Source organism: Pseudonocardia sp. ICBG162, assembly GCF_020496225.1.
Taxonomy (GTDB): Bacteria; Actinomycetota; Actinomycetes; order Mycobacteriales; family Pseudonocardiaceae; genus Pseudonocardia; species Pseudonocardia alni.
The window spans coordinates 837,846-848,830 of the sequence record NZ_JAHLJD010000013.1 but is presented as its reverse complement, the minus strand read 5'-3'; the positions used below and the strand labels follow the sequence as shown (position 1 = coordinate 848,830).

General features: G+C 75.9%; 10 protein-coding genes. 4 read left to right on the top strand and 6 right to left on the bottom strand.

What is annotated here, in order from left to right:
• Window positions 1-161: 161 nt before the first annotated feature.
• Entirely contained in the window at window positions 162-1,754 is a 1,593-nt protein-coding gene (locus KPL60_RS07330) for an NAD(P)/FAD-dependent oxidoreductase (RefSeq protein WP_226365330.1), read from the bottom strand.
• Window positions 1,755-1,916: 162 nt separating this feature from the next.
• On the opposite strand from KPL60_RS07330, the gene KPL60_RS07325 reads away from it, so the two are divergent.
• Window positions 1,917-2,534 (top strand): DUF4383 domain-containing protein, encoded by a 618-nt coding sequence (locus tag KPL60_RS07325; RefSeq protein ID WP_226365329.1) that lies wholly within the window; start codon window positions 1,917-1,919, stop codon window positions 2,532-2,534.
• A gap of 32 nt (window positions 2,535-2,566) precedes the next feature.
• Here the strand turns inward: KPL60_RS07325 and KPL60_RS07320 are convergent, their stop codons facing one another.
• Window positions 2,567-2,872 (bottom strand): hypothetical protein, encoded by a 306-nt coding sequence (locus tag KPL60_RS07320; protein WP_226365328.1) that lies wholly within the window; start codon window positions 2,870-2,872, stop codon window positions 2,567-2,569.
• 127 nt (window positions 2,873-2,999) lie between these two features.
• Here KPL60_RS07320 and KPL60_RS07315 point away from each other — a divergent pair, with 127 nt between their 5' ends.
• Window positions 3,000-4,184 (top strand): alcohol dehydrogenase catalytic domain-containing protein, encoded by a 1,185-nt coding sequence (locus tag KPL60_RS07315; protein ID WP_226365327.1) that lies wholly within the window; start codon window positions 3,000-3,002, stop codon window positions 4,182-4,184.
• A gap of 63 nt (window positions 4,185-4,247) precedes the next feature.
• Here KPL60_RS07315 and KPL60_RS07310 read toward each other — a convergent pair whose 3' ends face one another.
• Window positions 4,248-4,517 carry a hypothetical protein gene (locus KPL60_RS07310; RefSeq protein ID WP_226356869.1) on the bottom strand — a complete coding sequence of 90 codons (270 nt, stop codon included), beginning with the start codon at window positions 4,515-4,517 and terminating at the stop codon, window positions 4,248-4,250.
• A 123-nt stretch (window positions 4,518-4,640) separates the two neighbouring features.
• On the opposite strand from KPL60_RS07310, the gene KPL60_RS07305 reads away from it, so the two are divergent.
• Window positions 4,641-5,669 (top strand): LacI family DNA-binding transcriptional regulator, encoded by a 1,029-nt coding sequence (locus KPL60_RS07305; RefSeq protein WP_226365326.1) that lies wholly within the window; start codon window positions 4,641-4,643, stop codon window positions 5,667-5,669.
• A gap of 101 nt (window positions 5,670-5,770) precedes the next feature.
• Complete coding sequence (locus KPL60_RS07300; RefSeq protein WP_226365325.1) at window positions 5,771-7,993, top strand: cytochrome P450; 2,223 nt, start codon at window positions 5,771-5,773, stop codon at window positions 7,991-7,993.
• A gap of 13 nt (window positions 7,994-8,006) precedes the next feature.
• Here KPL60_RS07300 and KPL60_RS07295 read toward each other — a convergent pair whose 3' ends face one another.
• The 3 genes from KPL60_RS07295 to KPL60_RS07285 are packed head-to-tail and all read right to left on the bottom strand — an operon-like array spanning window position 8,007 to window position 10,955.
• A complete protein-coding gene (locus KPL60_RS07295; RefSeq protein WP_226365324.1) occupies window positions 8,007-9,164 on the bottom strand; it encodes a Gfo/Idh/MocA family protein in 1,158 nt (385 codons plus the stop codon).
• Window positions 9,161-9,514, bottom strand: a complete 354-nt coding sequence (locus KPL60_RS07290) for a universal stress protein (RefSeq protein WP_226365323.1) — start codon at window positions 9,512-9,514, stop codon at window positions 9,161-9,163. Before KPL60_RS07290 ends, KPL60_RS07295 begins: the two co-directional genes overlap by 4 nt.
• A gap of 22 nt (window positions 9,515-9,536) precedes the next feature.
• The gene (locus KPL60_RS07285) at window positions 9,537-10,955 is read right to left on the bottom strand and encodes a sugar porter family MFS transporter (protein WP_226365322.1); all 1,419 of its coding nucleotides are present in this window, start codon (window positions 10,953-10,955) and stop codon (window positions 9,537-9,539) included.
• Window positions 10,956-10,985 lie beyond the last annotated feature (30 nt).

Here is a 10,985-nt window from a genome sequence, read left to right as displayed (position 1 = left end):
GCAGGGCCTGCGGGTGCGGGCACCGGGTCCAGGACGCCGGTGGCGGGCCCGGATCGGCCACCCCGGTGGTCGGCGCCGGGGACGTCGGGTCGGTGGTCGAGGCTCACGGGCTGCCGTATGTCCGGTCCCGGCGGGTCCAAACCCGACCGCGGGGCGGGGGCTCAGCCGTACAGCCGCCGGTGGGCGAACCGCACCGCGCCGCGGTAGAGCACCCCGGTCGCCCCGGACGCGGCCAGCGCGGCCCGCGCCGCGTTGGCGCCGGGCCCGCCGTGCACCGCGCCGCCCGGATGCGCCGACGCCCCGGCCAGGAACAGCCCCGGCACCGGGGTGTCGGCCCGGCCCAGGCCCGGCACCGGGCGGAACACCAGCTGCTGGTGCACCGCGGAGGTGCCCGCGGTGATCGCCCCGTCGACGAGGTTGCCGTCGCGGCCCTGCAGGTCCGCGGGCCCGGCGACGGCGCGGGCCCGCACCCGCGACCCGAACCCCGGCGCGTGGTCCTCGACGACCTGCTGCATCCGGTCGGCCCAGCGCAGCACCTCGTCGCGGCCCCAGCCCAGGCCGCGCGGCACGTGGGTGTAGGCCCAGGCGGACTCGGTGCCGGGCGGGGAGCGGGTCGGGTCGGCCGTGGTCATCTGCCCGAACAGCAGGAACGGGTCGCGGGGCAGCCGGCCGGCGGTCAGGTCGGCGGCGTAGCGGCGCAGGCCGTCGACGTCGGCGCCGAGGTGCACGGTGCCCGCCGACCGGGCACCCGGCGCGGTCCAGGGCACCGGCCCGTCGAGCGCCCAGTCCAGCTTGACCGTGGAGAAGTCCCAGTCGAACCGGGCGAGGTCGGCGACGAAGCGGGCCGGCAGGTGCTCCTCCCCGACGAGGTCGCGGTAGAGGCGGGGCGCGTCGACGTCGGCGAGCACCGCCCGGCGGGCGAGGACCCGCCGGCCGTCCGTGTCCACGACGCCGCAGGCCCGGCCGGACGGTCCGACCAGGACGGTCCGGATCGGCCGTCCGCAGTCGATCCGCCCGCCGCGGGCCGTCAGCCGGGCGACGAGCGCACCGGTCAGGGCCCCGGCCCCGCCCGCCGGGACCGGGAAGCCGACACGCTGGCCGAGCATCGCCAGCAGCCAGCCGTAGGCGGCGCCCGCCGCGGAGTCCGGCCCGAGGTCGGTGTGCAGGGTGTTGCCCGCCAGCAGCAGCGGGGCGGCCCGGCCCCCGAAGTGCTCCTGGGCCATCCGCGTCACCGGCTGCACCAGCATCCGGGCCAGCCGCAGGGCATCGCCGGTGCCGAGCGTGCGCAGGAGCCGGGAGGCCGGCCGGACCGGGGGGAACGGGCGCAGCGCGGCGGCGACGACGTCGTCGCCGATCCGGTCCCACTGCGCGACCAGCGCGCGCCAGGCGTCGCCGTCGCCGGGGTGGTCGTCGTCGAGGGCGGCGGCGGTGTCGTCGAGGCGGCGGTGCAGCACCGCGCACCGGCCGTCGGGGGTGGGGTGGGCGAGGACGGTGGGGGCGTGGCGCCACTGCAGGCCGTGCGCGCCGAGGTCGAGCTCGCGCAGCACCGGTGAGGCGGCGCCGAGCGGGTGGAACGCGCTGGCCAGGTCGCTGACGAAGCCCGGCGCGGTGATCTCCGCCGAGCGCACGGCGCCGCCCGGCGCCTCGGCGGCCTCGCAGACCAGGACCTCCCAGCCGGCGTCGGCGAGCAGGTTCGCCGCGACGAGGCCGTTGTGCCCGGCCCCGACCACGACGGCGTCAACCCGTTCGGTCACCCCGTTCCCCCTCCCGTGCCGGCGGCCCGCGCGGGGCGCCGTGCACCGCGCTACCCGGGCCCGCGGGGGTCATGCCCGTCACGATCGGCATCCGCTGCCGGTGGGCGGGTAGCCGGGCCGTCACGCGGGACCGACCGGTGCCGCACCACCCGGAGGACGAGTATGCCCACCCAGTCCCAGCACCACTCCCACGGCCACGCGGTGTTCCCCTGGCCGCAGCTGCTGGTGGTCGTCGCGGCGTTCCTGCTCCTGCTCTACGGGCTCCTCGGGTTCCGCTACAGCGGCCTTCCCGGGTTGCCCGCGGCGAGCGGGGAGCTGCTGGGCATCGGGGTGGACCCGCTGCGCGACCTGGTGCACCTCGTCCTCGGCGTGGCCGGGCTGCCGTGCGCCACGCGGCTGCCCTGGGCGCGGGGCTTCGGGGTGGTGCTCATGGTCCTGGGCACCGCCGAGGTCCTGCTCGGGCTCCTGACCGGCGTGCTGCGGCTGGTCCCGGCCGGGCCGTTCGCCACCAACACCGGTTCGGTGCTGGTGGGGGTCCTGCTGCTGGTGCTGGGCGCGGTCGCCGTGTTCGGACGCGCGTTCAGCGACGCCCCGTACGCGGGTCTCCAGCGCGCGGTGGAGGCGGCGGGCCGCCGGGTGACGGGGCTGCGCGACCGCAGCGTGCACGCGGGCACCGACGACGTGGGAACCGAGGACGGGGACCCCGCGGCGTGGACCGACGAGCCGGCCGGTGACGGCGACCGGCCCGGCGGGCGCGGCGCCGCCCGCGGGCCGCGGTGAGGCGGGCGGGGCGGGCGCGCGCTGCCGCGGCCTCAGGCGTCGAAGGGAAGCGTGCACCGCACGACGGCGTCGTACTCGACCAGGCGGTCCATCGCGGCCCGCGTGGTCTCCGGAGCGGCCCGGTCGCGGTGGGCGACGACGAACCGCTGACCACGGGTTCCCGGCGCACCCCGGTCCGCGGCGGAGAAACGCAGGAACGCCTCGGCGACCTCGCGGTAGCGGCGCCGCGTCGCCTCGTCGCCGACCTGTGTCGCGAGCCAGGCGACGTACGGCGCGAGGCGGTTCGTGACGCCGTCGGCCGGACCGGCCGGGTCCTCGGTGACGGGCTGGGGCTCCATGGCGGTCCTCCGGTGGTGGGGGTGTGACCGTCGACGCCTACCCGCCGGCCGGGCGCCCATGCCGGTTTCGCCGGGAGGCGGCCGGGTAGCCGGGCGCCGCACCACCGGCGACACCGAGGAGGACCCCATGCGTGCCCTGACCTGGCACGGCCGCCGCGACGTCCGGGTGGACACCGTCCCCGACCCGGTCGTCGAGCAGCCCGACGACGTGGTCGTGCAGATCACCAGCTCCGGCCTGTGCGGCTCCGACCTGCACCTCTACGAGGTGCTCACCCCGTTCCTGTCGCCCGGCGACGTCCTCGGCCACGAGCCGATGGGTGTCGTGGCCGAGGTGGGGCCCGCCGTCACCGAGCTGTCGGTCGGCGACCGCGTCGTGATCCCGTTCAACGTCAGCTGCGGGCACTGCTGGATGTGCGGGCGCGGCCTGCAGTCCCAGTGCGAGACCACGCAGAACCGCGAGCAGGGGACCGGCGCGTCCCTGTTCGGCTACACCGCGCTCTACGGTCAGGTGCCCGGCGGGCAGGCCGAGTACCTGCGGGTGCCGTTCGGCAACTCGTTGCCGATCCGGGTGCCCCAGGGGCCGCCGGACGACCGGTTCCTGTTCCTGTCCGACGTGCTGCCGACGGCGTACCAGGCCGTGCAGTACGCCGCGACCCCCGCCGACGGGACGCTGGTGGTGCTGGGGCTCGGACCGATCGGGGACATGTGCACCCGGATCGCCGCCCACCTGGGCGTGCGGCAGGTGGTCGGCGTCGACCTCGTGCCCGAGCGGCTGGCCCGGGTCGAGGCGCGTGGGATCCCGGCGCTGGACCTGAGCCACGGCGACGACGAGGTACTCGGCGCGATCCGGTCGATGACCGGGGGCCGCGGCGCCGACGCCGTCATCGACGCGGTCGGCATGGAGGCGCACGGGTCCCCGGTCGCGGCCGCCGCCCAGAAGGTGGTGGCCGCGATGCCCTCCGGGCCGGGCCGCACGGTCATGGAGACGGCGGGCAGCGACCGCACCGCGGCGCTGGAGCTGGCGATCGGCGCGGTGCGCCGGGGCGGCACGATCTCCCTGTCGGGCGTCTACGGCGGCAGCGCCACCCCGCTGCCGATGCTCACCCTGTTCGACAAGCAGGTGCAGATGCGGATGGGGCAGGCCAACGTGTGGCGCTGGGTCCCGGACCTGTTGCCGCTGCTCGGCGACGACGACCCGCTCGGCGTCGACCACTTCGCGACCCACCGGGTCCCGCTGGAGGAGGCCGCGCAGGCGTACTCGATGTTCCAGGACAAGACCGACGGTGCGGTGAAGGTGCTCTTCACCCCCTGAGCCCGGCACCGCCCCCGACGTCCGGTCCCCCCGGGGTACGCTCCGCGCCCCGGGGGGACCCGGTCAGCGGGTCTCGTCCTCGCGGTGGTCCTCGGCGAGCGCCTCCGCGCGGGCCTCGGCTCCGGTCCGGCCCGCGTAACCCTCGTCGCGGCCGGCGACGCGGCCCACGAACTCGCCCGACGCGCCGGTGCCGGTGGTGGACGCCGAGTCGCCGTCCTCCCGGGGCAGGCCGCCGGTCTCGCGGGAGTTGGCCAGGTTCGGGTCGGGCTCGACGTCCTCGGCCGGGCCGCGTCCGCGCAGCCGGTCCACCAGTCGTCCCAGGAAGGAGGTCATACCGGGGGGTACCTCCGCGGGCCGCGTCCACACCCGCCCCGGCCGGGCGGGCGGCGAACGGCCGGGTGTGGAGCGCTCCACTGCTACGGTGACCGCCTCCCCGGACCGGACAAGGAGCACGCCGTGGCCGACGCCGCCCGCCGCCCGGCCCGACGGGCGGGTCGCCGCCCCACCCTCGACGACGTCGCGGCCGCCGCCGGGGTCTCCCGCGCCATGGTGTCGATCGTGCTGCGCGGCGCCCCGGGGTCGCGCCCGGAGACCCGGGAGCGCGTGCTCGCCGCGGCCGAGCGCGTCGGCTACCGGCCCGACACCCGGGCCCGGCTGCTGGCCAGCGGTAGCTCGCGCCAGCTCGGCGTCGTGCTGGGGATGTCCGGGCGCTTCCACGCCGAGCTCCTCGACGGCCTCTACGACGCCGCCGCGGCGTGCGGCTACGAGCTGTTCCTGTCCGCGCTCACCCCCCGCCGCGACGAGCGCACCGCCGTGGAGACGCTGCTCGACCTGCGCTGCGAGGCGGTCATCCTGCTCGGCTCGGGGCTCGACGGCGTCCCTGTCCTGGCCGGTCGGCTGCCGGTCACCGTCGTCGGCTGGCGGGTGCCCGACCCGGGCATCGATGTCGTCCGGACCTCCGACACGGCCGGGCTGCGGCTGCTCACCGACCACCTGACCGGGCTGGGCCACCGCCGGATCGCCCACGTCGACGGCGGCCCCGGCCCGATCGGCGCCGCGCGCCGGACGGCGTTCCGCACCGCGCTGCGCCGGCACGGCCTGGCCGCGGACGGGCTGGTCGTCCCGGGCGGGGACAGCCTGGAGGCCGGGGTGCGCGCCGCCCGGGAGTTGCTGCGCCTGCCGGCACTGCCGAGCGCCGTCGTCGGATTCAACGACGACGTCGCCGCCGGGCTCGCCGAGGCGCTCGGGGCGCACGGTGTCCGTGTCCCCGTCGACGTCTCGGTCACCGGCTGGGACGACAGCTCACTGGCCCGGCTGCCGGAGCAGGGGCTGACGACGTTGCGTCAGGACCCGGTCGAGCTGGCCCGGCTCGCCGTGGAGCGCAGCGTGGCCCGGCTGCGCGGCGAGGAGCCGGAGCGTCGCGAGATCGTCCTGGCCCCCGAGCTCGTGGTCCGCGGCTCGACGGCGCCCCCGCCCGCGGCCTGACGCCCGACGCACGCCCGGCCGGAAGCATTGACGCGGGGTTGTTAGAGCGCTCTAATCTTAGATGTTGGAGCGCTTCAACCACCCGACTGCGAGGAGGCCCCATGACGGCGGTCGAGTACGACCCGTTCGACCCGAGCTTCTACACCGACGACCCGTTCGGGACCTACCGGCGGATGCGCGACGAGGAGCCGGTCCACCACAGCGAGCGGTACGGCTGGTACGCCCTGACCCGCTTCGACGACGTCCGCGCCGCCATCACCGACGCCGACACCTTCCTCAGCTGCGAGGGCATGGACATCGACGACTCGCGCCTCGAGCACGTCCCGCCGGGGTCGATCGGGTCGATGGACAACCCGCGCCACGACCAGGTCCGCCGGGTCGTGCAGCCGTTCTTCGTGCCGCGGCGGATCGCCCGCCTCGAGGAGGGGATCCGCGGCGTCGTCCGCGAGCTCGTCGGCTCCTGGGCCGGGCGCGACCGGGTCGACGTCGGCCGTGAGCTGGCCTGGCCGATGCCGTTCGACGTGTTCTTCCACCTCATGGGCTTCCCGAGCCGGGCCGAGGCGGGCGACGCCGAGCGTGCCCGCCGCGAGCAGCTCGAGCACTGGACCCACGAGCTGAAGGACCGGATCCCCGGCACCCCGCACCTGGGGCCGAAGGCGAAGGCCGCCACCCCGAAGGTGCAGCAGTACTTCGTCGACGTGCTGGAGTCCCGTCGTCGCGCCGGCCGCGACGACCTCATGACCTCGATGGTCACCGCCGACGTCGACGGCGAGCCGTTCGTCCCGGGGGAGATCACCCCGACCTCCGAGATCAGCGGCCTGATGATGATCCTGTTCCTGGGCGGGGTCGAGTCCACCGCCGGGCTGGTGACCACGCTGTTCAAGCTGCTCGCCGAGAACCCCGACCAGCTGGCGCTGCTGCGGGCGGACCCGTCGCTGGTCCCGGCCGCGGTCGAGGAGGCGATGCGCTGGGCGACCCCGCTGCAGCTGACCGCCCGCACCACCAGCCGCGAGGTGGACCTGCACGGCGTCACCCTCGCCGCGGGCTCGCGGGTCGTGCTGGTCCCCGGCGCCGCGAACCGCGACGAGCGCCGCTTCGCCGATCCCGACCGGTTCGACGTCACCCGCCCGCCCGGGCGCCACGTCGGCTTCGGCGAGGGCGTCCACGGCTGCCTCGGCGCGCCGCTGGCCCGGCTGGAGGCGCGGATCGCCCTGGAGGAGGCGCTGCCGCTGCTCGGGGACTTCACCCTCGACGCGACGCCGCGGTTCTACGCCAGCTCACCCAACATGTACGTCTGGCGGACGATGCCGCTCGCGCTCGCCGCACCGGTCCCCACGGCGGGGCCCGCGTCGCCGCCGCGCCGCCGACCGGCGCCCGGGGCGGAGACCGAGACCGAGGCGACCGTCGTCGCGAAGGACGCCGCGTCCGACGGCGTGGTCACCCTGACCCTGCGCGCCGCCGACGGGTCGCCGCTGCCGGCGTGGCAGCCCGGCGCGCACACCGACCTGCTCTGCGGCGGGGCCACCGCCCGCCAGTACTCGCTGTGCGGCGACCCGGCCGACACCACCACCTGGCGGCTGGGCGTGCTGCGCGAGGACGCCGGGCGCGGCACGTCGCGGCACGTCCACGACGCGCTCGCGGTGGGCGACACCGTGCGGCTGCGCGGCCCGCGCAACAACTTCCCGCTGGCCTGCTCCCCGCGCTACCTGTTCGTCGCGGGCGGCATCGGGATCACCGCGATCCTGCCGATGGTCGCCGCCGTCGACGCGTTGGGCGCCGACTGGCAGCTCGTCTACGGCGGGCGTCGCCGCGCGTCGATGGCCTTCCTCGACGAGCTCGCCCGCTTCGGCGACCGGGTCGTCGTCGCCCCGCAGGACGAGGTCGGCCTGCTCGACCTCGACACCCTGCTCGGCACCCCGCGCGAGGACACGCTGGTCTACTGCTGCGGCCCCGAACCGCTGCTGGCCGCGGTCGAGCAGCGCTGCGCGGCCTGGCCGGACGGCGCGCTGCACGTGGAGCGGTTCAGCCCGAAGCCGGTCGGCGAGCCGGCCCGGGCGGAGGCGTTCACCGTCGAGCTGGCCCGCACCGGGGTGAGGCTGGAGGTCCCGCCGGAGCGGACGGTGCTCGACGTCGTCGAACGGGCGGGGGCGACGGTGCTGTCGTCGTGTGCCGAGGGGACCTGCGGGACCTGCGAGACCCGGGTCCTCGACGGCGACGTCGACCACCGCGACTCCGTGCTCGACGACGCCGAGCGGGCCGCGGGGGACTGCATGATGATCTGCGTCTCCCGGGCCCGCTCGGCGCGGCTCGTGCTGGACCTGTAGCCCCCCGGTGTCCTCAGCCCAGGTCGACCCAGGCGCGCTTGTCCACCGACTCGGCGACGGCGTCCAGCACCCGGGCGGCGGCCAGCGCGTCGTCGATCGTCGCGCCGCCCGACCGGCCCTCGGCGATCCCGCGCACGAACGCGGCGCACTCGGAGACCTTGAGGTCGTCGAAGCCGGTGGGGTTGCCCGCCCCGGGCTGGAACAGTGCGAAGTCGCCGTCGCCGGGGGCGGCCGCCCAGGTCGTGGCGGGCTGGTCGACGTACGACCCGCCCGCGGCGACCACGAGCTCGCCGGGTCGCCGGAAGTCGAACGACAGGTACCCGCGGGTGCCGTGGATCTCGAAGCCGTAGTCGTTCTGGTCGCCGACGGCGACCCGGCTGGCCTCCAGCGTCACGATCGCCCCGCCGACGGCGCGGCCCAGCACCGAGACGAAGTCGAGGTTCTCGACCTCTCCGGTGGGGGCGTCGGCGGCGGCACGGACGTACTGGCTCGCCCCGGCGGGGGCGACCGGGCGGCGGGGGACGAACCGGTCGCCGTCGGCCACGACCGCACCGAGGTCGCCGACCAGGTGACGGACGAGGTCGACGCCGTGCACCGCGAGGTCGTTGAGGACCCCGGAGCCACCGTGCTCCCGGGTGAAGCGCCAGCTCAGCACCCCCGACGGGTCGGCCGCGAAGTCGGTGAGCAGCCGGAACCGGGCGTGCGTGAGGGTGCCGAGGCGACCGTCGTCGATCAGCCGCTTCGCCCGCGCGACGGCCGGCACCATCCGGTAGTTGAACCCGACGGTCGCCTGCACACCCGCGGCGTGCACCGCCCGGGCCACGGCGGCGGTGTCGCTGGAGGACAGCCCGACCGGCTTCTCGATCCAGAGGTGTTTGCCCGCCTCGGCGACGGCGACACCGACCTCGCGGTGGGTGCTGTTCGGCGACGCGACGCTCACCGCCGCGATCGAGGGGTCGGCGACCAGCTCACGCCAGTCGGTGACGGCGCGGGCGAAGCCGTAGCGGGCGACGTGGTCCGCCCCGGCGGCGGCCACCGGATCGGCGACGGCGACCAGGCGCGGCCGCAGCGGCAGGTCGGTGACGTGGTGCGGCAGCCGGGCGTACGCGCGTGCGTGCAGGTGGCCCATCCACCCCGCGCCGACGACGCCCACCCCGATCTCGGTGGTCATGCGGTTCCCTCCGGTTTGACGGCCAGCACCGGGACCGGGCTGTCCAGCAGCAGTCGCTGCGACACGCTGCCGAGCAGCGCCTTGCTCACCCGGCTGCGCCGGCGCAGCCCGATCACGAGCCGCGCCACGTCGCCGCGCTCGGCGATCTCGTCGAGGACGGCGTCGACCGGGTCCCGGTCGCCGGGGCCGTGGCGTTCCAGCACGGCGGCCGCGGCCGGGAGCGGTCCCAGCGGGTCGAGCGTCAGGTTGACCACGACCAGGTCGGTGCCCAGCCGGTCGGCCTCGGCGGCCCCGGCGGCCAGGGCCGCGGCGCCCTCCGGGCCGGCGGCGACGGCGACGAGCACGCTCATGTGCACTCCCTCCCTGTCGGGCTCACGCGTAGCGGGTACGGAACTCGGCCTCGAGCTGCTCCAGCGACCGTCCGCGGGTCTCCGGGACCACCCGGTAGACGAAGACGAGCGCGGCGAGCCCGAGGGCGACGAAGACGAAGAACGAGCTGGCGATGCCGATCGCGGCGACCATCGGCGGGAACAGCAGCGCGACCAGTGCGTTGGCGATCCACAGCACGAACACGCTGATGCCGATGGCCAGGCTGCGGACCTTCAGCGGGAAGATCTCGGACAGGATCAGCCACACCAGCGGGCCGATGGTGCCCTGCATGGAGAACACGAACAGCACGACGAACACCAGGATGAACCAGGCCTTGGCGGTGCCGTCCGGCAGCAGCAGCGCCGACAGCCCGACGAGCAGGTGGAAGGTCGTGGTGAGGACGAACCCGCCGAGCAGCATCGTGCGGCGGTCGATCCGGTTGATCAGCAGCAGGCCGACGGTGACGCCCAGCACGGAGAACAGCCCGTTGAGGGTGTTCGCGACGACGGCGGCGTTCGCCGAGAAGCCGGCGTCACCCAGCAGCTGGGTGCCGTAGTACATGATCGAGTTGATGCCGGTGGCCTGCTGGAAGATCCCCAGCCCGGCGCCGATGAGGATGAGCCGACGGATCCAGCGCACCCCCAGGTCGGTGGCCCCGCCGGTGCGCGAGGCGCGCTCCTCGTCGGCGAGCCGATGCACCTCGGCCATCTCGGCGCGGGCCCGCTCGTCGGAACGGACCTGGCGCAGCACGGCCAGCGCCTCCTCCTCGCGGCCGCGCGAGACCAGCCAGCGCGGGCTCTCCGGCATCCGCAGCATCCCGACGAACAGCACGATCGCGGGCAGCAGCGCGACCAGCAGCATGACCCGCCAGATCGCGTCGACCTCGCCCCAGACGCTGTAGATGGCCGCGTTCACCACGAACGCCGCGAACTGGCCGGAGACGATCATGACCTCGTTGCGGGTGACGAGCCCGCCGCGGCGCTCCACCGGGGCGATCTCGGCGAGGTAGACCGGGACGGTGGCCGACGCGCCGCCGACGGCGAGGCCGAGCACGAACCGGAAGACGGCGAGGACCTGCCAGCTCGGGGCCAGGACGCAGCCGACGGTGCCGACCATGAACACCAGCGCGAGCAGCAGGATGTTGTGCCGCCGGCCGTGCCGGTCGGACAGCGACCCGCCGACGATCGCGCCGACCGCCGCCCCGAAGATCAGGATGCTGACGACGAAGCCCTCGGTGAGCGGGGTGAGCCCGAGGTCGCGGCTCATCGGCTCCAGGGCGCCGTTGATGACGCCGGTGTCGTAGCCGAAGAGCAGCCCGCCGAAGGTGGCGACGACCGTGATCAGGCCGAGCCGCGACGAGTGCGGTCCCCGGGTGTCGGGCGGCAGTCCGGCGGGGGCGCCGGTCGCTCCGTGCGTGGTCATGGGTCCTCCGCATCGAGGGTGCGTGGCCGG

Excerpts from the sequence above, each read along its gene's own strand:
- KPL60_RS07325 (WP_226365329.1), top strand. The coding sequence starts at position 1,917 with ATGCCCACCCAGTCCCAGCACCACTCCCACGGCCACGCGGTGTTCCCC.
- KPL60_RS07320 (WP_226365328.1), bottom strand. The coding sequence starts at position 2,872 with ATGGAGCCCCAGCCCGTCACCGAGGACCCGGCCGGTCCGGCCGACGGC.
- KPL60_RS07315 (WP_226365327.1), top strand. The coding sequence starts at position 3,000 with ATGCGTGCCCTGACCTGGCACGGCCGCCGCGACGTCCGGGTGGACACC.
- KPL60_RS07310 (WP_226356869.1), bottom strand. The coding sequence starts at position 4,517 with ATGACCTCCTTCCTGGGACGACTGGTGGACCGGCTGCGCGGACGCGGC.
- KPL60_RS07300 (WP_226365325.1), top strand. The coding sequence starts at position 5,771 with ATGACGGCGGTCGAGTACGACCCGTTCGACCCGAGCTTCTACACCGAC.
- KPL60_RS07295 (WP_226365324.1), bottom strand. The coding sequence starts at position 9,164 with ATGACCACCGAGATCGGGGTGGGCGTCGTCGGCGCGGGGTGGATGGGC.
- KPL60_RS07290 (WP_226365323.1), bottom strand. The coding sequence starts at position 9,514 with ATGAGCGTGCTCGTCGCCGTCGCCGCCGGCCCGGAGGGCGCCGCGGCC.
- KPL60_RS07285 (WP_226365322.1), bottom strand. The coding sequence starts at position 10,955 with ATGACCACGCACGGAGCGACCGGCGCCCCCGCCGGACTGCCGCCCGAC.